The sequence below is a fragment of the Bradyrhizobium sp. CB1015 genome (assembly GCF_025200925.1).
Taxonomy (GTDB): Bacteria; Pseudomonadota; Alphaproteobacteria; order Rhizobiales; family Xanthobacteraceae; genus Bradyrhizobium.
This window is the reverse complement of record NZ_CP104174.1, coordinates 2,369,941-2,392,679: the sequence shown is the minus strand read 5'-3', so window position 1 is coordinate 2,392,679 and position 22,739 is coordinate 2,369,941. Positions and strand designations below refer to the sequence as shown.

The 22,739-nt window shown below is 58.1% G+C and carries 19 protein-coding genes; 2 read left to right on the top strand and 17 right to left on the bottom strand.

Going from position 1 to position 22,739, the window contains the following annotated elements; translation table 11 throughout:
• Window positions 1-130: 130 nt before the first annotated feature.
• The 9 genes from N2604_RS10855 to N2604_RS10820 all read right to left on the bottom strand — a co-directional run bounded on the left by N2604_RS10855 (window position 131) and on the right by N2604_RS10820 (window position 11,522).
• The gene (locus N2604_RS10855) at window positions 131-3,466 is read right to left on the bottom strand and encodes an AAA family ATPase (protein WP_409241703.1); all 3,336 of its coding nucleotides are present in this window, start codon (window positions 3,464-3,466) and stop codon (window positions 131-133) included.
• Window positions 3,467-3,878: 412 nt separating this feature from the next.
• Complete coding sequence (locus N2604_RS10850) at window positions 3,879-5,240, bottom strand: (Fe-S)-binding protein (RefSeq protein WP_260374696.1); 1,362 nt, start codon at window positions 5,238-5,240, stop codon at window positions 3,879-3,881.
• A 362-nt stretch (window positions 5,241-5,602) separates the two neighbouring features.
• Window positions 5,603-5,998: a cupin domain-containing protein gene (locus N2604_RS39720; RefSeq protein WP_409241702.1), complete on the bottom strand. Its 396-nt coding sequence runs from the start codon at window positions 5,996-5,998 to the stop codon at window positions 5,603-5,605.
• Between the two features lie 406 nt (window positions 5,999-6,404).
• Window positions 6,405-7,520, bottom strand: coding sequence for a DUF6895 family protein (locus N2604_RS10845; RefSeq protein WP_260374695.1), 1,116 nt, complete (start codon window positions 7,518-7,520; stop codon window positions 6,405-6,407).
• Between the two features lie 6 nt (window positions 7,521-7,526).
• Window positions 7,527-7,721, bottom strand: coding sequence for a hypothetical protein (locus N2604_RS10840; protein WP_260374694.1), 195 nt, complete (start codon window positions 7,719-7,721; stop codon window positions 7,527-7,529).
• 689 nt (window positions 7,722-8,410) lie between these two features.
• Entirely contained in the window at window positions 8,411-9,580 is a 1,170-nt protein-coding gene (locus N2604_RS10835) for an OpgC domain-containing protein (protein WP_311739967.1), read from the bottom strand.
• 261 nt (window positions 9,581-9,841) lie between these two features.
• The gene (locus N2604_RS10830) at window positions 9,842-10,075 is read right to left on the bottom strand and encodes a DUF1127 domain-containing protein (RefSeq protein WP_260374693.1); all 234 of its coding nucleotides are present in this window, start codon (window positions 10,073-10,075) and stop codon (window positions 9,842-9,844) included.
• A 144-nt stretch (window positions 10,076-10,219) separates the two neighbouring features.
• The gene (locus N2604_RS10825) at window positions 10,220-10,507 is read right to left on the bottom strand and encodes a hypothetical protein (RefSeq protein ID WP_260374692.1); all 288 of its coding nucleotides are present in this window, start codon (window positions 10,505-10,507) and stop codon (window positions 10,220-10,222) included.
• Window positions 10,508-10,889: 382 nt separating this feature from the next.
• Complete coding sequence (locus tag N2604_RS10820; protein ID WP_260374691.1) at window positions 10,890-11,522, bottom strand: Crp/Fnr family transcriptional regulator; 633 nt, start codon at window positions 11,520-11,522, stop codon at window positions 10,890-10,892.
• Window positions 11,523-11,798: 276 nt separating this feature from the next.
• Between N2604_RS10820 and N2604_RS10815 the strand changes: the two genes are divergently transcribed.
• Window positions 11,799-13,409, top strand: coding sequence for an MFS transporter (locus N2604_RS10815; protein ID WP_260374690.1), 1,611 nt, complete (start codon window positions 11,799-11,801; stop codon window positions 13,407-13,409).
• Window positions 13,410-13,853: 444 nt separating this feature from the next.
• On the opposite strand, the gene N2604_RS10810 is transcribed toward N2604_RS10815, so the two are convergent.
• Window positions 13,854-14,555, bottom strand: a complete 702-nt coding sequence (locus tag N2604_RS10810) for an alpha/beta fold hydrolase (RefSeq protein ID WP_260374689.1) — start codon at window positions 14,553-14,555, stop codon at window positions 13,854-13,856.
• Window positions 14,556-14,713: 158 nt separating this feature from the next.
• On the opposite strand from N2604_RS10810, the gene N2604_RS10805 reads away from it, so the two are divergent.
• Window positions 14,714-15,613, top strand: a complete 900-nt coding sequence (locus N2604_RS10805; protein ID WP_260374688.1) for a LysR family transcriptional regulator — start codon at window positions 14,714-14,716, stop codon at window positions 15,611-15,613.
• A gap of 200 nt (window positions 15,614-15,813) precedes the next feature.
• On the opposite strand, the gene N2604_RS10800 is transcribed toward N2604_RS10805, so the two are convergent.
• From N2604_RS10800 to N2604_RS10770, 7 genes are all read right to left on the bottom strand, one after another.
• Window positions 15,814-16,629: a cyclopropane-fatty-acyl-phospholipid synthase family protein gene (locus tag N2604_RS10800; protein WP_260374687.1), complete on the bottom strand. Its 816-nt coding sequence runs from the start codon at window positions 16,627-16,629 to the stop codon at window positions 15,814-15,816.
• Between the two features lie 77 nt (window positions 16,630-16,706).
• A complete protein-coding gene (locus N2604_RS10795; protein ID WP_260374686.1) occupies window positions 16,707-16,838 on the bottom strand; it encodes a hypothetical protein in 132 nt (43 codons plus the stop codon).
• A 556-nt stretch (window positions 16,839-17,394) separates the two neighbouring features.
• Window positions 17,395-17,592, bottom strand: coding sequence for a hypothetical protein (locus tag N2604_RS10790; RefSeq protein WP_260374685.1), 198 nt, complete (start codon window positions 17,590-17,592; stop codon window positions 17,395-17,397).
• Between the two features lie 486 nt (window positions 17,593-18,078).
• Window positions 18,079-18,297: a hypothetical protein gene (locus tag N2604_RS10785; protein ID WP_260374684.1), complete on the bottom strand. Its 219-nt coding sequence runs from the start codon at window positions 18,295-18,297 to the stop codon at window positions 18,079-18,081.
• Between the two features lie 502 nt (window positions 18,298-18,799).
• The gene (locus tag N2604_RS10780; protein ID WP_260374683.1) at window positions 18,800-20,140 is read right to left on the bottom strand and encodes an adenylate/guanylate cyclase domain-containing protein; all 1,341 of its coding nucleotides are present in this window, start codon (window positions 20,138-20,140) and stop codon (window positions 18,800-18,802) included.
• Window positions 20,141-20,664: 524 nt separating this feature from the next.
• Window positions 20,665-21,696 (bottom strand): IS110 family transposase, encoded by a 1,032-nt coding sequence (locus N2604_RS10775; RefSeq protein WP_260374682.1) that lies wholly within the window; start codon window positions 21,694-21,696, stop codon window positions 20,665-20,667.
• Window positions 21,697-21,860: 164 nt separating this feature from the next.
• Complete coding sequence (locus N2604_RS10770) at window positions 21,861-22,016, bottom strand: hypothetical protein (RefSeq protein ID WP_260374681.1); 156 nt, start codon at window positions 22,014-22,016, stop codon at window positions 21,861-21,863.
• Window positions 22,017-22,739 lie beyond the last annotated feature (723 nt).

Genomic DNA, 22,739 nt, shown 5'->3' with positions numbered 1-22,739 from the left:
TATAAGTGCCTCTGGTCGGGTCCAAAGGCAATCAAAGCGCCCGCTGAAGCACATTCTTTGGGGCCGAATACGGCGGGCAGCCTAGCCTGTGCGAGGCGGTCAATGATTTGCCGCAAGCCTCGAGCAGCTCTCATCGCGCCAACGTGTCGAGTAGGCCTTTGGCCTCCTTCAAGTCGGGAGTATCGAAACCCTCCGTGAACCAGCCATAGATCGGGGCGAGGAGATCATGGCCTTCGGCGTTCTTGCCCCCGTCGCACCACAGCCGCGCGAGACTCGTGGCAGCACGAAGCTCAAGTATCTTCGCTCTCTGCCCTCTGCTGACCTCAATTGCCGATTGAAAACAGGCTTCGGCCTCATCGTGTCGCCGGCCCGCCGCAAGCAGCCGACCCCTGAGGCGGTGAAGTTCGGCCTGCCACCAACACTCATCACTCACATCTGCCGAGGCGAACGCATCCTTCAACAATTCGAGGGCTTCCCCGGGCTTGCCAAGATCCGCATTAGTGTTTGCCAAAACGGCCAGCATGTAAGGTCTGGTTACTTGACGGACGGCCGAAAAGAGCGCGAGGCCCTGCTCCATCAAAGCAATCCCCTGCTCGAGGTCGCCGCCATCCGCGGTCGCCCAACCCAAGAAGAACATTCCTGCGCCGCGCATCATCGGAAAATCGTGCTCTTGCGATACCTCGAGCAGCTCGCTGGAAAGATCACGGCAGCTTTGCCTCTGACGGCCGACCTGAAGTACGATCGCAGAGTGCCACATTGCGTTAGCAAGGCTGTATGGATGAGACAAGATCCGAGCCAACGTGACCGCCTCGGCGCCGAATTTCATTGCCTTTTGAGGAAAGCCTGACAGCGCCATACTGATCGCCCTTACGCCGTGAGCGCACGCTCCGGGATCATGACCACTGAACGCGAACGCAAGGGCATGATGCCGAGTGCAATCGTATCGTGAGATGCCTTTTTGAGAATGCTCATCTGCAGCGGCCAAGTTCCCGCACCAAAGCGAGGTCGCCCACTTCGCGTGATGGCCCTCAAGGACGAGATCATCAGCGCCCAAGCGCTGCGCGAGCCCAAGAAGCTCGTCGGCATGAGCGGCCGCCGCACGCAAACGTCCGGAGGTCATCGAATGATAGTAGAGGCCCCACAGCGCCTTGAACCGCGTTGAGCTGTCTTCGCCCGCTTCGAGAGCCACTGCGCGGTTGTAGATCGCTTCAACCTCCGGTGACCCGGTACCCTTCACCATCATAAGGACCGGTCCGAGCTTGACGCATAACTCCAGCTCTTTCGCTGCACGATCGGGCTTTTCACCAAGTTTGCTCAAGAGGTCCAGCGCAACGGAGAAGTGATGAATAGCCTCGGTGTGGCCCGAACGTGCCATCGCTAAATCACCCGCCCGTTGCCAATACTCGATCGCGGCATTACCGAGCCCGGCCTCTGTGAAGTGGTGAGCCACAAGTTCGGGTTGGACGCGAACGACTTCGGGAAAACGGGTTTCGTAGGTTCTTGCGATCCGGGCATGCAGCTTTTGGCGGTTGCCCCGAAGCAGACTGGCATATGCAACATCCTGCACCAGCGCATGTTTGAAGGTGTATTGCGCATTTGGTGGCGCACCGCGCCGGAAAAGTAGCTCAGCGCGAACAAGTTGCTCCAGCGCATCGTTCAATTGGCGTTCCGGCATCTCTGCCACTGCATGCAGCAGTTCGTGCGAGAATTGGCGGCCCAGCACGGCACCTACCTGAGCCACCTGTCGCACCGAATTCAGTCGGTCAAGCCGTGCCATCAGCGAGGCATGGAGCGTTGTGGGGATCGTCATCGGCGCCAAAGAACCGTCAAGCACGTAATCATGCTCCCGTTTGCGCAGTAGCCCGCCTTCAAGCACTGCCTTAGTCAGCTCCTCGATGAAGAGTGGCACGCCGTCCGTGCGAAGAAGGATCTGGTTGTTCACCTCGTCAGGTAGGGACCTTCCTTGAGCGACCCCTTTGATCAGCATGGTCCCCTCGCGTCGGCTTAGTCGCGTGAGCGAGGCCGTCGTTACATGAGCATAACCCGGCCAGGGCGGCGCAAACTCTGGTCTGGCACTGATGACCAGTAACAGCCGCATCTGGTGCGCTCGTTCCACAGTGAGCGCGAGCAGCTCCAGCGTGGTCGGATCAATCCATTGGACATCCTCATAGATCATCAGCACCGGCTGCTGCTGCTCGAGCTGCCGGAGCTGCGCAAAGAGCGCGTCGAAGGTCTTCTCCTTTCGCTTCTGTGGGTCCATCTCGGGCAATCCGGGCTGCCCGGTTCTCGGCAGCGAGAGGAGATCAGCCAGAAGCGCCAAGTCCGCCGCCCGTTCAGGGAGTACCGGTGAAAGCAGATTTTGGAGCTTGGTTAGCTTCTGCTCGGGCTCATCGACACGTTCAAACCGAGCGGCGCGTTCGAGCTGATTGATGATTGGGTACAGGGCGCTGTCGCTGTGTTGTGGCGAGCAGAAGTTGCGTATTCGTACATACGGCTGAGATTGGAGCCGCTCCTGCAGTGCGGCTATCAATCGCGATTTGCCGACGCCCGGCTCGCCTGTAAGTAGGACCACGCGGCCTTCACCCTGCGAGGCCTGGGTCCAGCGGCGTAAAAGCAGCTCCAGTTCCTCTTCACGCCCCACCAACGGAGCAAGGCTGGTCTCGTGCTGCGCCTCGAACCGGCTTTGCACCGCGCTCGCGGCGAGTACATGCCATGCTTGGATCGGATCGGCCAAGCCCTTGAGTATCACTCGTCCCAGATCACGGTATTCGAAGAGCCCGCCAGTCAGCCGTCGTGTGCTTGGCGCGATCACCACCTGACCGGGTCCCGCGATCGTCTGAAGACGGGCGGCTAAATTCGGAGTCTCGCCTATCACTCCTTGCTCCTGCGCTGCACCTTCCCCAATCAGGTCGCCAACCACCACTACGCCAGTCGCGATGCCGATACGTGCCTGAAGGGTGACACCATGGTCGGTCTGAAGTCGGCAAACCGCCTCGGCCAACGCGAGGCCGCAACGTACGGCGCGTTCAGCGTCGTCCTCGTGGGCTTGCGGATACCCGAAGTAGGCAAGCACGCCATCGCCCATGTACTTGGCGACAAACCCGCCACACTTACCGATCACCTCCGCGCAGCGATGATGATAGGCACTCATGACCTCTCGTATGTCCTCGGGATCGAGCCGAGCCGAAAGCGCGGTCGAACCCACAAGATCGCAGAACATGACTGTGAGTTGGCGGCGTTCAGCCGATCCAATCTGCGAAGGCTGCCGGGCGGCAGTATCCGGAGCTGGCCCGCCTGGCGCATCGGCGCCGCTTGCGAGTAGTTTGTGACCGCATTCCAAGCAAAATTTGGCGCTCGCCGGATTCGTGTTGCCGCATGACGGACAGCTTCCAAGGAGGGCCGCACCGCACTCCAGGCAGAACTTGCTGCCCCCGGGAATGTCAGCGTTGCAACTCGGACATCGCACGGATCATCCCCCGATCTGGCGAGGCGTATCTGCATCTTAGCACAGCATCATCCTAGCACAGCATCCGATCGCGACCTGCTGCGTTGGACCGTCAGAATCGCTGACGTTTGGGCTCGCAACGAGAGGGCCAATTAATCCGCCTGATCGCGCTGCCTGCGCTCGCGACTACAGCTCATTGTCGATTCTACTCGTCGATTTGAGTTGTTTGGATCGCTTAGTTGCCCGCCCAATGGGCCGCTGAAGCGCAATCAGGGCTATCGATCGAGATGCACCCGCCCCTTTTGATGGCTTCGGCTTGGGGTCAAAGGCTACCCTCGGCAGCTCCATTACGCTATTCCGCTCAGCTCTTGGAAGCGGACAGCGCGGGGCTAAGAGCAGAAGTCAGCCACGGGCCAATAGGCGCCTCAAGCTGTTATGACGGAGCCACGCCTGCCGCGCGCTGCTCCGGCGGCATGCCGCCCTTCAAGGGAAGCGGCTGGTCACCAAGCAGCACCTTGATCACCACCTCACGCGCATCGCCAGGATCGAGTGAGTGCCTTGCGATCAGGTCGCCACAGTCCGCGATGATCTGGTCGGCATCCTGCATGATCTTGAGCTCCTTGTAGCGATCGTGCCGATGCAGACCCATGCTTTCGCCGACCACCTCAAGGATGTTGGTAATCCGGAATGGCCAATCTCGCTCATGCGCGCAAAGCTCGCGATGATCGGAATGGTAGACCGCCACCAGCGCATCGACGCCTGCGTCGTGCGCCGCCTCGAGCTCCCTGAGCTGCAACTCGCGCTTGAACGCCGGAAGGACGCCGACATTGACGCTCTGCAGGCCCACCGCCGGTTGCTTCAGGTCGACCAGCTCCACGCCGGGGATCAGCTTCAGAATTTCAGTGGCGGCTTCCACGACGCCGGCCACGCCCGGATGCTTGTGCAGTGCGACGCGCATTTCCACCCGATGCTGCAAGTGCGGCTTCAGCTCGGCCAGCCGGCTGGCAAGGAATCGCATGAACGGACTTATCTCGAACGGCCGCGAGCCGCGTTGACGTTCCGCCGTCGGCAGTACGCTCTCCGTGTACTGGATGTAACAGGTCGGGCACCAGGAGATGACCTGGCCTGACTTCGAGTGGGCCAACTTGTCCATGGTGCTGGAGGCCATGCGGCCGAACATTTCGGTGTCGCCCGTCCGCAATTGCGAGATTCCGCAACAATGGCTCGGCCCGCCCATCACCTGATAGCTGATGCCGAGCGCATCCATGATATCGAGAGCAAGCAAGGCAATGTGCGGGGTCTTGAGCACATTGCAGCCGGTGTAAAACACGAAGTCCGGTACCTCAATGGGCACGGAAACCGACGCCGATTTTTGACCCAATCGTTCGAGCATGTCTGCATCGAGCTGCAGGTGCGAAAGCACGGTCACTCCGCGACTACCGTCGCGATATCTCGCTACGCCTTGTCGACGTCGTTCGGCAAGCTCGTTATCCGCCTTCGCGGTGCTAAGCCGCGCCATGGTAAGCAGGAAGCGTGGATTGACACCGTAGTCGCACGCCTTGATGCATTCCCCGCTCTGCATGCAGGATTGCGCCCATTTGCGCGATACTTCCGGGCCGCCGCCGGTACGTACCAGTTCGAGAATGCCGCCAATGACATCTTCGGATTTTGTACCCGAGATGCCAGCCGGCTCAACGCTCGGACAAACCTCAACGCACTTGCCGCATCGCGTGCAGGCATCGAGCATTTCCTCGACATATTCGGCCAGGGCCGTCGCGAACGGAACCTCATTCATTGGCTCACCAGCTCCGGGCCTGCTGATAGACCAGCTACGTTTTGGACATGATTTCGAACTTAGTCCACAAATGGCAACGCGTATACGACCAAGTAGCCGCCGATATGTCGCCTTTGGGTCTTGGCTGTGTGAAAACGGCAGGATGCTTGACCGCGATAGAAAACGTTATTCGTTCAAGACCGTCTTAGCGGGCAACCTCGCGAGCGCATTCAACTTAGAGAACGAACTGAAGAACGTAATTCTAGTCGAGCTTCAATCTTTCGCGTTTTTACACAGCCAGGGCCAAAGGCAGCCCTCGTTGGCCAGCATGAGCTGGTCGGGTCCTCTGCCGAAAGCGGACACCCTAGCGCTCTGGGCCAACGTCAGCCACGGGCCAATTTCGGACTCAGCGTCTTAGCGGTTCGAGGCAAATGTCTGAGGCCGCTAGTATTCTGCCCCATATTTGAGACCGATTGCGTTGATCTGCTCCGCGTCAATTCTTTTCGCGGTTCGCCGGGTCGGCTGCGGGTTTCGCGAAAGAAACCGTCGAGGCCTGGGGGCACCATGATCCACAGCAGAACCAGCTCCTGATCTGGACTACTGAAACCATGCCAGGTGTTCCTGGGTATGAAAATCGTTCCACCTTTTTCGCAAGAGTGACGCACATCGTTGAGTGTGACCGTGCCACTGCCTTCCAGAACGTAGAAGGCTTCGTCCCTGTCGAGATGTCGGTGAACTGGAATGCCTGAGCCCTTGGGTAGCTGCTGAATGAAGGCCAAGATTATTGGACCCCGTTACCGGGTCGGCCTTGATGAAGATGTTGCCGCCATCACGAAAATGGATCAGGTGTTCACCCTCTCCGGGACCAAGCACATAGCCCTGCGGCACCGGGTTGTGCGACTTCGCCTCGATCTCCTCGCTGTTTGGCATCGCGTGCTCCATTGGCCGATACTCAACAATGAAAAGGCCACGATAGCAGAATGCTCCACCACGAGCGACGCCCATGGTCAAAGAAAGGCTTTTGGTCAAAGGCTGCCCTCGGCGTCTCCACGATGGCTTTCCGCTCAGCCGTCGGAAGCGGACGGTGCGAGGCCAAGAGCGGAGGTCAGCCATGGGCCACAAGCGGAAACGCTCGGGAGGTCGGCCAGCGCTTCCACAAGTGGCAGGTGAGTAGTGGTATTGACCCTAGCGATGCATCAAAGGCTCGGGAGCCGGCAAGCTTCGAAGCTTCTCAAACTCAACGTTCACAAGTCGCCGATATTCGTCATAGACTCCCGGTTCTAATTCCCTTCCGGCACTCCTAATTTCCTTCTCGAACAAGGTCTTCATCCCCGCCGTTGCTGAGAGCCAACTCAGTTTTTCAATGCACACCTCGTTGTAGAAGGTGCGAGGGCATACAGATTGTATCGCACGAAGGCCCTGGACAATCTTGTCTGGCGACTTTGAAGCCAAAGACGCAACGAAGTTAGTTAATAACTTTCCGCGACTAGCATTGCTTGTCGTTCCAGAAAGGAAAACTCTATCCCTCTGCATTTTGAAAAGGCTATAAACGAAGAGCTCATGATAAACACTTTGTACGTCGTCCTGCTTCAGCATGCTTTTCAGCTGCGGCATAAACATTCTCGACAGGCTATCGATGAGGAGGACCTCATGCGGATCGAGGTTTGCTGAGAGGGCGCAGAATGCAGACTCAAAGAAGAGATCAAAATTTCCCCATAACGCGGACTTACCAGCGATAATGAGCAAGGCCGGGGCAATCCAGCTAACTGCCAGGGCATGCTGGCCAAAGTCCGTAGAGTACATGTATCGGTGAGTGAGCACGTAGCACTGCTCAACGTTAAAATCGTATGCCCTCTTGTAGAAAGAGTGCCAAGAATCGCTCACAAGAGCTGGCAACTTACTGCGGCCGGCCATGTAAAGAATGAATTGGTCCTCACAGTCGAGAAACTTTGGCCGGTCTGGAATAAACTGCCTCACTCGCGCGAATTCATCTAGCCATATTTCGTAAAACTGAATGCGTCCTATATAGTTGGAAAGAGCTGCATACGGATACAGTAATTCCGCGATCCTTAGCGAGTTGTCAGCTAATGATATTTGATGCGAGCTATTCAGCTGCTTTTCGAGGAGGGCGATAACAGCATCAAGCCGACTATCCTGCTTTGAACCGAGCACGTGCGCCGCGCGAGCCATAATAGCCGACTCGCAGAGGAACTTATCTCGCGCGGCAGCACCTGTCACAGCTCCGTTCAATCCATCGAGGACCAACCGGAAAAATGGCGAATCGTCCGATGGATCAATCACAGGCTTTTAGCCACCGAAAAAAGTATAGGTCCCGCCGTCCTTGTCCTTTTTGCGGAAAACCCACCAAGAGAGGCCTCCCCGTATATCATTCAAGCGCTCGGAAATGCGCATGACGCCATCGAGAGTCATACCCTCTTTCAACACGCCACTTTCAGCGAGCATTCTTTGAATTTCGCGATCCTCTTCGTCTCTCATAGCCATTTTTACCTCCTGTCGGATGGTGGTCTCGGCCGAGACGGCTGGCGTTCGAAGCAGCGGAAAAGGCTGTCTGAGCGCCTCCGCGACTTCAACCGAGCAATATAAACTCTAATCCCAGACATACCTCAGGGCAACTGGAAGTAGTTTCGTAAAACTGTCTGCGTTCTACGTAGTTGGAAAGAGCTGCGTATGGATACAGTAATTCCGCGATTCTTAGCGAGTTGACAGCTAATGACGCGAGCTAATCAGCTGTTTTTCGAGGATGGCGACAACCGAGCACTATAAACTCTGGTCCAAATCGTACTTCAGAAACAGGAAGTAGAGGTTCGCTCGAACCGTTTCTAGTTCGCGCGGCCATTCTTTGTGACAAAACTCAGGTACGCAATATCTGCTATGGGTCTTGGCTGTGTGAAAACGCCCCGACGGTCGAGTGCGATAGCACAAGTTTTTCGTCGAAGGCCGATGTAGCGCTCATGCTCGCAAGCAATTTCAAGCGAAATGGCGAACAAAAGAACGTGGTTCTAGCTGGCTTTCGACTGTTCGCGTTTTTACACAGCCAGGGTCAACAGCAGACATCATCGAGGCCTCGGAGGAAAACCGCGCCAGGCACGCACCTTAGCGCGCGAAATCAGGCGTCAGAGAGAGGTGGCACCCAACCGACCCTGGACCTGCAATGTCGTCGCAGCGTGAAATTATCGTTGTTGCTGTCTGGATTTGATGTCGAGCAAGTTCAGCAGCGTTGCGGCCGCGATCATCGCCACGATGCCACCGAAACTAAGGGCTATCTGCATCGCAAGTCCGTCCGAGATGTCGTGCCGGGCGACATCGCCAGCGAACGACAGCAGAACGCCGAGACAATAGATTGGTAGCGAGTTCTGGCCACAGAGGATCGCACCGCGCATCACCGGCGTCATCGGCCCAGGCCATTTGCGAGGCATGAACCAGGTCGCCAGCACTGCCATGGCCAAAAAATGCAGCAGTCTAAATGGATCGAGATTCGATTTGTCCAAGGGGTACAGCTTCAGCAGCTGCGGAATTACTGCTTCCAGAGGCCTGATGCGCCAGCTCAAGGCGACGATCAAGCTGAGCAGCAGATATAAGACTGAAACTGTAAGAGCTGTGCGTGTCATCAAAATCGGCAGCACTCTCTCGCCCGCGATCGTCCACCAGGCGCCAAGTACAACCAGCAACTGCCAGGCCAGCGGATTGAAGGCCCAGTGGCCGTTCGGCCACGCAGTGACGGTCCAGCCGAAGATATGCACCAGCGCATAGAGCGCCAGCGAGGCGACAAGCGTCACGTTCGGCAGTCGCAGCAGCAGCCACAGCAAGGGCGCGAACGAGAGATGAAAAAGCACGAAGGTCGGCAACACGTCGGTATTGACCGGACGGTATTGCAGGATCGCCGTGCGCGCGAGCGTCGCGCCCGGATGGTCCAGTAGAATGCGCGTATTGCTCTCGTCAGCAAGGCGGCCTCCGCCAGCAACGTGAACCAGGATGGCGCAAGCGAGCGTGAGCAACAGAAATGCGACATAGATGTCCCAGCTTCGCCGCAGCGTCCGGATGATCACTCCGGTCCAGCCCTCGCGGCGCCATGCCTTGCCGTAGGCGATCGCGCAGGTTACGCCGGAAACGAACATGAATACCTCGGCGGCATCGCTGAAGCCGTAGTTCCGTAGCGTCAGCCAAGTTCCGACGTTGTTGGGAACATGGTCGAGAAAGATGCACCACAGCGCGATGCCCCGACAGGCATCTATTCGCAGGTCGCGGCCCTGGCCTTTCCGCTCCGACAGCTCGCCGACCTCTAACCTGGGGATGGTAATTTGGTCGCGCATCCTCTCCTGGGAGACGAAATGCAGATTCACGACTGTCGTACTCCGGGACTGGTTATAGTCGTAGGGCAATCGCTAACACCGCTCGCCGGACTGAAGCCAAGCGGTCCCGAGCTGGGCGAAGGCACGACGCTGCGGTCGTAACATTTCGAGCGATCATGCCGGCCGATTGCCGCCTGGGCTCCTCGAGCCAATAGCTTCCATACCAGATCGACTTGAAGGAAGCGCATTGCGAGGTCGTGGTCTCCGGGAGAGCGATGCAAACAACGAGTTGGCATGGCACTCTCCTTGCGTTTATCGGACGCCTCGCGGGTCGCTCCCTCGGTTCGAGGCGACGTAGTCGATCTCGCCACGCGAAGTACCGATGTCCATCAGTTCCCTGTCACTTAGATCGAACAGAGCGGCGCGTAGCCTCTGGCGTTCGCCCGCTTCTTGAAATGCCTCCCAACATCTTTCCAGAAAGCTGACGACGCGCCCTCCAGAAGCCAGCCGTCTGTTCCACCCTAATGCTCTATAGGTTGTGCTCATTGCGCAATCTCCGGAGTCCCAACTCGGCCGGCAGACGCATCGTCGCCGCTGCCTTGTTTGCGGGTGCAGTCCTAAGGATACGTTGTGATGGCAACGGAGCAGATGGCCACCGAAGCCATTACGCCAGCAAGCGCCGCTGTCGCCTTATCGCTCTGACAAGCCGACTGTGGTCAGCTTCACGGCCGCTCCCTTCGCGGTCATGCTGGGCCGCGGCGTCAGGACGGCGATCTGATGCGGCGACGCCGGCATCCCGCCATACATCAGCGTTGGGGTCGCCGACTGTTGCTTAACATCTTGCGCTCCCATTACTGCGACCTGATGTCCCGTGATCGGAAGGCCTTTCAATTCAAAGCTTGGAAGTTCTGCGGCCTCTACCTGGGAGCCGACTACCATCACTGCCGCGACAGCGGCCGCTAAGAACATTTTCTTCATGGCAATCCTCCTTCTCAAACCAAACAGAATATTCCCACCACAATTCCAAAATGACCTAAATATGACCTAAATCAATTTCGCCGGCGCGTAATGTGAGCGAGCCCCACACAAGCTAGCTCCGCCGCTGGGGGTTAGCGATCCATTTTAAGTCCAGGTGTGACCTAGGGCTACCAGTGCAAAGTACCTATGAATCGGGTTTGCTCCGTTCGTTACTCTCGGTTCCGGTAAAGCCGATTGAGACATAGTGATCGTCGACCCGGTGAGGCGAGGCTACGCCCAGGAATCGCACCAAGCGTTGAGTTTTGCCAATGTACGAAAAAAATTCTGAGCGGTGGGATCGGCCCATCGCGCGCACCCCGTGCCACGTCGCACCAGGAGTGGGCTACTCGCCCTTGATGTCGCGCACAAGCTTTTCTAGACGGCCGATGTCGGTGACCCGCAGGTTGCGTCCCTCGCGACGCAACAGACCGATCGAAGTGAGACGGCTTACCTCCCGAGAAACTGCTTCTCTATGAGTGCTAACACGGTTGGCAATGTCGGAAAGCGATGGGGCCGGCGATAACAACGGTTGCGCTCCGTCTCTATCCGCATCAGCCGCCAGACGGAGCAATTCCGCCTGAATTCGGTTTTGCACAACAAGTGTGCTGAACTCGAGCACGCGTTGCGACAATCTCCTCAGTTCACCAGCGACGTGGCGCAGCGTTGCCATTGCGACGCTTGGCTCCTTGAGCAGCAGATTTTCAAACTGACTAGAAGTCAGCGTCGCGACGGTGGCTGCCTCCAGTGCCTCGATCGATGCCGATCGTGGACTCCCGTCAATGGCAGAAATCTCACCAAAAATGTCGCCCGTCCTAAGGTCCCTAAGGATGATAGCTTTCCCACGTGCAGAGTGGATGATTGCGCGGACCCTGCCGGAGACAAGAAAGAATACATTGTTCGAAGGATCGCGATACCCGAGTATTTCTTCACCGCGTTTGTAAGTATGCCATCTGCACGTCTTGGCGAGCTCTTCCAAAGATATCTCCGATATACCAGCCAGGATCTGGACGCGCTTCAAAAACTCCAACTGCCGGCCAGGGTGCATGGGACTCGCTGCCTCGGATAGTCCTCATCCGCCGACGGTAATCTGGACCCCGATCATCCCGTGTTACGAGCACTGCTTCCAAAAGCAGAACAATCGAGGCAAGCACTCCGGCTCTCCCTCGCCGAGCAGACGTCTTATTGAAATTACACCGTCGCCATAGCAACCGCGAGACAATAGCACTGACCAGAGCAAGGTCCGAATAGGATCATGACTCATAAGGACCGGATTGAACGAATGTTTTTCCGGTCGCCCCGACACCCCCGACATCAGGGAAGCGCACCGAGTCTTTGGGTCGCGCCACAGATCGAGGCCTTAGCATGTGCAGCGAAGTGCGTGCGCCGAACTCGGCCCTACTCGATCGTCGTCAGCGAGGGCAAGCGGCGAGGATGGGATGGTAGCCGAGTGCATTGGCCCGCGGCCGATGTTATCGTCGACCCGAGACGACACGGTACTGGCCTCGGCTGGCCGATGCCCGGCAGGGGAGGATCGTCAATGCCGGCTGCTGAAATCTCCGTCGTACCGATGTCCGAGCTCGAGCACCGCACCCACCTGCGCCGGGCGGTCATCGCCAGCACGGTCGGCACGACGATCGCGTGGTACGATTTCCTGCTGTATGGCCAGATGGCAGCGATCATCTTTGCGAAATTGTATTTTCCGTCGTCCGAACCACTCACCGCCACGCTGCAGGCGTTCGCCACTTTCGCAGTCGGCTTTGTCGCTCGACCGATCGGCGCGGCGATCTTCGGCCATTACGGTGATCGCATCGGCCGCAAGGCAGCGCTCATCGCGACGCTATTGCTAACTGGCTTGTCGACCTTCCTGGTAGGCTGCGTCCCGACCTATGAGCAGATCGGCATTTGGGGCGCGGTCTTGCTGATCGTCCTGCGGTTTGTTCAGGGAATCGGCGCCGGCGGTGAATGGGGCGGCTCGGTCCTGATGTCGATGGAGTGGGCGCGCACCAACCGGAATCACGGGATCATCGCAGCCTGGCCGCAATTCGGCGGGCCGGCCGGGTTCTTCTTGGCGACCCTCGCGATCCTGGCGTTCAGCCAGATGTCCGGAGAAGAGTTCCTGAGCTGGGGCTGGCGCGTCCCGTTCTGGCTGAGCATTGTCATGTTCGCAATCGGCTTGTGGATTCGTCTCGGAATCCTCGAGACACCGATCTTCCAGCGAGTGATCGCCGAGGAGCGGCTGGCGCGCGCGCCCGTCGTCGAGGTTTTCAAGCGCCAACCGAGGGAGATCGCCCTCACAGCGCTGGTGCGCATGGGCGAAATGGCGCCGGTCTTCATCTACCTCGCCTTCATCTTCCCCTACGGCATGCAGGTCGTTCACCTGTCGCGCGACTTCATTCTGATAGCGCTTCTGGTCGGCTCGTTCATATCGTTCTTCACGATCCCGTTATCCGGCTATCTGTCTGACCGGCTCGGCCGCAAGCGGGTTTATGTTTTCGGCGCGGCCGCCACTGGGCTCTTCGCGTTTCCCTATTTCGCGATGCTCAACAGCGGTGTGCCCGGCCTGGTGATCATGGCGACCATCGTCGCATTGTTTTTCCATGATTTGATGTGGGGGCCGCTGGCGGCGCTGACTGCCGAAGTATTCACGCCCCGCCTGCGCTACAGCGGCGCCTCGATCGGCTTTCAACTGGCTGCGGTGGTTGCCGGCGGGCCGGCGCCGATGATCGCGACAGCGCTATTGGCCGCCACAGGTTCGGGCTATGTCATCGCGCTCTACATCTTCGGCTGCGCGATCGTCAGCATCGTCAGCACAGCGCTCCTGCCGGACGTCAAGGATCGCGATTTCGCGCGCGATCACCTTTGACGCGATAGGTCGGGTCCCAGCGGAGACCTCGATTCATCGTGATCCACCAAAGAACCGGTTGAGTTCGTGGGTACCGACCTCGAAGGCCGGACCCGCGGGCCGGGGGCTCAGCTTTCCTCGGCTTATTATTACGCCGACGCCAGCAGGACGTGCCGGTGGCCCCAACAAAATCTGGCGATTTCAAGCTGCGCGCCGGCTTATGCACGGCGCCGCATATCCCTGCGTTGTGCAACACAACAAACTCGACGCATCGATGTCGCAGATGGGTCAAAAGCGCCGTTTCGGCAGTCGGCAGGACACTTCCGGTCTTCCCCACTAACCGGACATATTCAGCGCCAGTTGGCACGTCGCAAACGGGCCAAAAAGCGGCCATCGCATACCAGTGAATAAGAGAGGTCGCCTTACGAACGACCTCTCGTGCTCGGCAATGTATGCTTGTTGCGATCAGCTTTTTTGAACGGCGGCCGCGGCCTTTCGAATTACGTCAATAACGACATCAGGCTGGGAGAGCATCGGCACATGGCTGCTCGCCACCTCGATTACGGTCGCTCCCATGCGCTTTGAGACCCAGCGTTGCAGGTCGGGATGCACAGTGTGATCTTGCGTGGCCAGAATGTACCAGCTTGGCTTCGACCTCCAGGCGATTTTGTCGGCGCTGAGCTTCTGTTGCTGGAACAGATTGTAGACGGGCGCATAATGGGTGGCCCAAACCAGCTTCTGGTCCTCCTCGGAGAGATCTCCTGCGAAGAACTCGGTGCCGCTCGGAAGCATCCAAGCACGCCCATCGGCGACCTCGACGCGAGAGAAAATATCCGACGGGTACTTGTCGAGTTGGTCCTGTACGGTCTCGCCGGCATCCGGAGCGACCGCTGCAATGTAGACGAGACCGAGCACGCGCTCGTCGGTGCCCGAGCCCGTGATGGTGGCTCCGCCATACGAATGGCCGACGAGAAGGACCGGACTGCCAACACGATTGAGTGTGCGCTTCACCGTCGCCAAGTCCTCTTCGAAGGAGTCCAGGCCATATTGCACGGCGATTACCTCGTAGCCGTCGGCCTGCAATGCCGGAATGACTTTGTTGAAACAAGAACCATCGGCCCAGATGCCGTGGCAGAAAACGATCGTTGGTTTGGTTTGCGCAGACATACTGCATTCCCTTTTCTTGTACGAACTTCAGTGATGGAGGGATTGGAAGACTCAGAACGGGGCCAAGGAGTATTCCCCGTTGCACCCACCAACTTATTCGTTCATAGATAGCCGTATAGCTGTGAATCGTTCGGTTCTTTCGTGATCAAAAGTCCTGAATGACAACGATTTTGGAAAGAACGGCCGGTCTGCTGGCCTTCGTGCGGACGGTTGACGCAGGTTCTTTCGCCGGCGCCGCCAGGTCGATCGGCGCCAGTCCTTCAGCGGTATCGAAAAGCGTCGCGCGCCTCGAACAGCGTCTCGGTGTACGCTTGCTGCAGCGCTCAACGCGCACGCTCAGCCCGACTTCCGAAGGCGCCGCTTATTATGAGCATGTGGCCCCCCATCTGCGCGCGATAGAGGAAGCCGATGACATCGTGCAGGTGCCGGGCAACGTGCGAGGCGTGCTTCGGGTAACCGTGCCGAGCACATTTGGGCGCCCGCTGATTTCCGCATGGGCGGGCTCGTTCCTGGAGCGCTATCCAGACATTAAGCTCGACCTCAGCGTCACAGACCGCCGCGTCGATCTCATCCGTGAGGGTTTCGATCTCGCTGTCAGAATTGGAGAGTTGGAAGATACAAACTTGATCGGTCGTTCGTTGGGCGTCCTGCAATACGTTCTGGGCGCATCGCCAGAATATCTTCAACGGAGGGGAATCCCGCAGTCGATCGACGATCTCGCGCAGCATGCCTGCCTTCGCCACCTGCTTGGCGGCCGTCCGCAAGCATTTACTTTTGCAGACGGCACGCGGCTCATCCCCAATGGCCCCTTCGATAGCGATGATGCTCAGTCCTTGATTGAGGCAGTCGTAAAAGGCGTTGGCATCACGCAGTTCATGCGCATCGCCATCGAGGACGAGCTTGCCACCGGACGATTGAATGTCGTGCTGCCGGAGATACCGATGTTCACCACGCCGGTCTACGTCCTGCACGCGTTCGAGCGGCAACTCCCACTGCGAGCGCGTCTGTTCATTGATTTTCTTGTCGAAGCCTTGGGCGTGTCGCGTTTGTCGCTCTGAACTTTCGAAACTGACCAGAAGCGTCGTCCCGACTCGCGAACAGCGATTTATGCAAACGGTCAAAACGCGAAGAACTCAGGTTGAGTAAATCTGGCCGCTCTGGCTCAACGAGCGGACTTCCGATCGCCTGGACGCAACTTCGCAGATGGGCCATAAGCAGACATCTTCGGTTCATATCAAACAGCGTCTGAGCCTCGCGGCTAAGCTGGCTTTTGCGCAACGAACAGAACATGAGCGAGGCGTCCCTCGCGCGCGAGGCGTTCTGCCACGGCTCTGTACGTCGTGAGGGTGTCGAACAAATTGTCGCCTTCGAGGGCTCGTAGTTCGGCGCTGTGATGCACACGGGCCGCGCAATGGCGCTTGGCGAGCTCCGCCAACGTGTGGGTTAGGTCTTCGCGATGAGTAAGTTTAAAATCTTTTTCCCCGAGCAGGCGCTCGCTCAGGCCCGGCACTGAGATCATAAAGGTTTGTGACGGCCAGCGCTGCGCGATCTCCTCATTCGATATCAGACCCGTAACGATCAGTTCGGTGAAGAGCAGTCGCCCCCCGGGCATAAGCAGGCGTGACCATTCCGCAAACACTCGGTCCCGGTCGAGGAAGTACCCGAGCGCGTCGAAGCAGCAGATCGCGTCGAAGGCGCCGTCCGGGAAGCTTAGAGGCTGACTCGCGTCGCGCAGCTCGAAGCGGACCCGGGCGGCAAGGTCAAGCTGTTCAGCAAGCGCGGTCGCACTCGCCACGGCTTCGTGGTTGATCTCGATACCGACGACCGAACACCCCGTCCGGCGCGCAAGCCGCAGCGCCGGCGCTCCCCAGCCGGAAGCAACATCCAAAACGCTAGAGGCTCGCGCGACCTCGAGCATGGAAAAGAAACGATCATAGTCGGCCGTGGTGATCCAGCTGCTTTGACCGAAGTAATCGTCGTATACCTCGGAGAAGACCGCGTCTTGCAATTGCTGAAGCGCACCGGAGTAACGCACCCGATAAAATTCGGAGGATTGCAGCTCATGATTCGTCATCGCCGCCTCGGACCGAGCATCGCAAGCACGATGGCATTTGGTCTGCCACCAAACTTGATCTCCATGCCATCGACCCTTCAGATGCGTTCCATATTCGCAACGGCGATGACCGAAGCCCGTTTGGCCACATCGCCAGCGACGCGCATCTTGAACTCTGCTGCACTTGTCGTCTTCGCCACCATGCCGCCGGCATGGAGGCGCTCGATCACGGCAGCCTCTCCTAGCAAGCGTGCCATATCTGCGTTCTCCTAGCAATCGCGATCCGGACCTGATCCAGCTCCTTCCGCCGGAGCGTGTCAGATCAGTCGACCTGCTGCTCGTCACTCATCCCGATCTTGCGCGAACCGCGCGCGCGCCGCCATGGATTTCCTGGTGGAGATTGCGCCGTCGTAGGCTTGGGGGAGGCGAGGCCACCAGAACAGAACATGCTGTTGGAGTGGCTGCAATTCCGAGGGGGTCAATCGCGACGTTTTGGGCCGGTTTTTAAGTTAGATCCGGTCTTTCTCGCGACAGCCTACATATCCTCGGCCGTGGGATCCGGCAGCGACGGGCCAGAAGCAGAAGTGCGAGACCAGTCACAAAAACGCCGCTCTCTCCACGTTCGAAGTTAACGCACAGAAGATCGATTTCGAATCCCTCAAGAACCGAAAGAATCCGCACGCATAATCAGATTGCCTCCTGCTTGCGCCCCCCAGAGGCCTCAGTCAGGAAGATGAACTTTCTGCAGTCCAATGCCACCGCGCGAAAGGCATATGCGCGGCACGATTAGCGGTCTAGGTTCGAGACCCACTCTTCCGCGGTTGCATCCCAATGATGGGTGTCGTCGAAACGCTTCCAGAGTGGCTGCCTTTGCTTCCTTTCGCCATTCTGCCGGTTTGCCTGTGTGCCGATGACGAGCGCCACAGCCATCATGACCCATTCGCGAAGGCCGTGTGGGGAGTTCCATTTGACTGCTGCGAACATTGTGAGTCTCCGTCAAGTAGGAACTGTTCTTCACACTAGCCCACGCCAAGAACGAAGAAAGGTAATCTACTTCACAGGCAGATAACATCTTCAACGTAGGCGACGGTGATCGCGGCGGAGCGAACGAAAGCAAAGCGTCGGCTTGCCCTTCGCGTTAATCCTCAAGGGTAGCGGCGGCCCTGGGTTGGGACTTGTGGTAAGGAGCCGCAGGCGGCTGGAAAAGCTGGTCCACCTTCCATTGCAGAGGAACAGATCGAGGTCGACAACGTGTTGGCGCGCGGGCGAGCTGCGGTTTGCTCGGCAGCGCACCTGCAAGTGCCTTTTCCGTCGCAAGATGGAATGGGCCAGGAACAGAGGCAGCAAAGGCCGCAACAATAGGGTCTCTCACCGATGTCGCTGCAATCGTGATTGTTACCACAGATGTGACGCCTACAAGCACATGGTTCACAATGCGCTTTGAAAAGTGCTTCGTCATGAGTTGAGCCCTCACAACCGAAATGACGTACTTTGGGCTGTTCGCTTCAATTCAGCGTCGCGCAACAAATCTCGCGCTGCGTGTCCTGTCCTGCCAACTACCTGATCAGCACGAGCGTAATCGGCTTCTAGGTCTTCAGGATTTTGTCTGACAATCAGAAGGTGTTTCCGCATTTCAGCGAGACGAGCGCGGCAGTATTCGCGATAAAGCAGGTCGAAGATGGCGGGCATGGCTGCCCTCGTTGTTCTGAATATGGCTAGAATCTCCGCCACGAGTGGCGGACGATATAGCCCGTTCATCGCTCTCCGATAGCCTGTTCGCAGCTCGGCGTTCGAGCGTCGGAATTGAGCGATTGGCTGACTTGGTTGTCGGCACAAAAGAACAGGGCCAGTAACCTAAAATCTATCGTATCAGCCTTCTGTTTCGGCAATACTTCATCAAACAACTCAAGATCGCTGCTGCGCGAATAAAAATCCAACTACAGCGCGAAATGACTTGCCACTAGCTGCGAGGATGGTTGGATGCAACGCCGACCGAGATGTCGTACCAAGCTGAAGTTGCCAACGCTGTCAGTCGCTCAATGGTCGGAAGAGGCAGCATTGTACTGACTCGAATGAGTGCTTTGATTGAGGCATAAATCGTCTCGCTGCTGCAACATGGGATGCGGGCTGATGCCGCAACCGGTCAGGAGCGGTTGTTCAGCGCGCTAATCGCATAGTTTGTGAAAGTGTGCTAGGATGTTACCGCGCGGAACAGGCGCCATTCGTCGGGGACACCTTTCAGGACGTGACGGCCGCGCTCTTCAAACGTCAAGCCGGAGCCTGCTACGAGATCGCGAACCGTCTGTGAGACCAGAACTTCACCCGGGGCGGCTAGTGCTGCTACACGCGCGCCAATATGTACGGCAATGCCGACAATATCGTGAGCGACGAATTCGCATTCGCCAGTATGCAAACCGCAGCGGACCTTCAGACCGAGCGGGTGCACCGCATCACTGATTGCGCTGGCGCAGCGCACGGCGCGCGCTGGGCCGTCGAACGTGGCGAGAAACCCGTCGCCGGCGGTGTTGATCTCACGTCCTCGATACTGGCTGAGAACGCCCCGTGCTTTGGCATAGAACGCATCGAGCAGCACGCGCCAGGCGCCGTCGCCGAGTGCGGCGGCGCGTTCCGTCGATCCCGCAATGTCGACGAACAGCACAGTCGCAAGCACCCTGTCGGGCTCCGCTGCTTGCCGATGCCCGGTGACGAACTCTTCGACCTCATCAAGAATTGCGTGCTGATTGCCAACCCAGACCATATGGTCCTCGCCGTTGAGCTCAATCAGTTTGGCGCGAGGAATCCGCTGGACCATGTAGCGGGCATGCTTCACGTCAATGACGCGCTCGTCGGTGCGATGCAAAATCAACGTCGGTACGCGCGTAGCAGGCAGAATATCTCTGACATCGATATCCCGGTTCATGCGCATGATGGCAGATGCCGCGCCGGGGCTTGCTGAGGCCCTGAAGTAGGCAGCGATTTGCTCGAGGGCGTGCTTGTCCTCGGCCACGCTGGGTGCCCACATCAGCAAACTCATTGCATCCGTCGTACCCCAGTGATGCTCTATGTCATCCAGGAAAGTGTTCCACTGCGCATCTGTCCATGCGAAGGTATAGTCGGGCGCCCACGAACGTCGTGCATAGGTGCCGTAAAGCACCAGAGCCGACGTGCGCTCGGGATAGGTCGCTGCATAAAGCAACGACATCGGCCCGCCCTCAGATATTCCGAACAAAATGGCCCGTTGGGAGCCAACCTGGTCCAGCACGGCCTGCACGTCGTGCATCCGCTGTTCAAGTGTGAAGATCTGGGAGCCGCGATCGGACATCCCGGTGCCGCGCTTGTCGAACATGATGATCCGCGCAAACGTAGCAAGCCTGCGGAAAAAGGCGGTGCGCGCCGGCGACTGCCAGAGCGCTTCAAGATTGGAGACAAAACCCGGAACGAACAGCAGATCGCGCGGACCGTCGCCAATCACCTGATAGGCAATATGGACGTCGTCACTTTTGACATAGCGAGTGGTCGGGATGTCAGCCATGCTGGCCTACTGCGTGGACAAGACCGCACGGCGCGAGTTTCGCACCCCATTCCGCGTCAGGCCAGCGAAATTCGGTCGAATATTGATGCACTCGACCGCCGCAAGTAGAACCCGCAGTAATTCGGAGAATTGTGTGACACGCCTCTACGGCCGCGACGTCTGCTTCGGGTCAATCGCGTCGGTTTGACCCGGTCAATGCCGGGTCTGGTTTAGCCCTCATCGCCGACATCGACGCGCGGGCCGTGTTTGTCGCGATGGGCCATGTGTGGACGGCTCCGGGTTGCAAGAAGAATCTTCACGCAGCAGGGTTGGTCGGAGCAGCCATGTGTTCGGCCTTTTCGCGCGGTACACGTGACCGCTGGCCATAATGCCCTCCGCGGATTAGGTCCCGGTCAAAAGCACGCATTCGAGATGCCATGGCCCATGTGGGTTGTCCTGATCGCCGGATCGACCGGCACTGCATTACGTGCTTTTCGTCCTCCCCAACCGTCACGTCACGCCGGATATGCCCGACGCGATCTCGTTTAGGCCGCCAGCGCGGCCGGCTCCTGATAGCGTTCGTTCCTGGCCATCATTGCCCAAGCCATCCTGGCGAGTTTGTTGGCGAGCGCAATGGCCGCAACCTTGGTTGGCCGCCGCGCCAGCAGTCCAGTGAGCCAAGGCCGGTGGCCAGTACCATGGATCTTGGCATAGCGGATCACGGCGAGTGCGCCAGCCGTGAACAGGCTGCGCAAATAACGGTCGCCTTGCTTGCTGATGCTGCCGAGCTTGTCCTTGCCCCCGCTCGAGTTCTGCTTTGGTACGAGCCCGACCCACGCTGAGAAGTCCCGCCCCGATCGAAAGACCTTGGGGTCAGCAATACTGGCAACCAGCGCTGTTGCCAACGCCGGCCCGACGCCCGGGATCGCGTCCAGCCGTTTGCTCGTCGCATTTGATCGATGCCAGGCGATGATGCGGCGGTCAAACTCAAGGATCTGAACTTTCAGGGCGCGCAATTGACCACCGAGAGCAGTAAGACATGCTCGGGCCACCTCGGGCAGACGATCGTCGGCTGGATCAGCGACAACTTCCAACAATTGCTCGACACCTCGGCGCCCGACAGGGGCAACGATTCCGAACTCGGCAAGATAGGCACGGATCGAGTTGATCACTGCTGTCTGTTGACGGATGAAAAGATGGCGCGCTCGATGCAGCATCAGGCAGCTCTGCTGCTCGACTGTCTTGGTCGGCACAAATCGCATGTTGGGTCGCGTGACCGCTTCACAGATCGCCTCCGCGTCCATCGCGTCGTTCTTCTGCCGCTTCACGTAGGGCTTCACATAGGCCGGAGGCATCAATCGAACCCTGTGCCCCAACGCCTGCAGCTCGCGCGACCAATAGTGCGATGATGCGCAAGCCTCGATTCCCACCAGGCATGGCGGCAACTTCTGGAAAAACGCCAAGACGTGGCGGCGCCTCAACTGACGGCGTACGACCACCTGGCCGGCTGCATCAACGCCGTGCACTTGGAAGACCGACTTCGCAATATCAAGCCCAATCGTCGAAATTGACTGCATAGGCTGCTCCTCCGAATCGTGGGAGCCTCAAAACGGCACCCATTCCTTGGCACCCTCGTGCCGGTGGAGGAGCCGTCCACAGCATCATAAGCGGAAGTTTCGCGCGCGCTCGCTACGCTCGGTGCGGGTTCTCAGGTCTCAGATGAGGCCAAAAGTAATCGCGATTAAGAAGAACACGACCAGCCGAGGGCGACCATCTTAAAGATGTAAGCGGCCTCAACATCGTGCCCAAGCCATTCGAAGTCCGGCCCCCATAGGACGGTCGCGACGAACCCCAGAACAAGGGTCGTGATCAGCAGGATCGCGTAGACGGTGCCCATATAGATCGACCTTCACCCGCCAACGAAAGGCCGAATCTTTCAGGCTGTGAGCTGACGCACGGCTGCGTGCTGATCGTATTTTGAGCCGTACAGCCAAAGGCCATAGCCAACAGCAAAATGAAATAGGGTGAATAGTAGAAGCGCTTCCAATACGTGGCCATCTAGTGGGTTTTGCTCAACAAGGCCCCATCCGACGACCCTAAAAATGCACTTCGCGAACACGACGCAGGCGAGCGCACGCCAGAACTTACCAGGAAGGAAAGTCAATTCGAACGACATCAGCACAAGACCGATGGTCGATAGTACTTTTATGGCAAAGTTAATAATCTGACCGGGGTCATATGCCCCTAAGTCGCGAAGACTAAAACTCGCGAGCAAAACATTGACGAGCGCAAAAAGCTTCCAAGCGCCCCCGTTAACCTCCCAGCGTCTGTACGACTCTAGGTCGAGAGCATGGGTGAATTTCTCGCTTACAAAGTTGGATTAATTAGAGTACGGAAATATCTCAAAACCTGGGAAACAGGTGCTACGAAATCAGCTGTCAGTCGACTACTCGAAGTCCGCAATGGGGTCAAATTGAGAAAAGCTCAACGCGAGCAATTCGCGTCCGCTGAACCCACCGTAGCTTCGCCGATGGGCCATGTGGTGGACACCAACTAGCGCATGAAGGGTTCCCAGCGTAAGCTGCCAGCATCGGCCCCGAAGAGGCCGAGTGTATTTTGG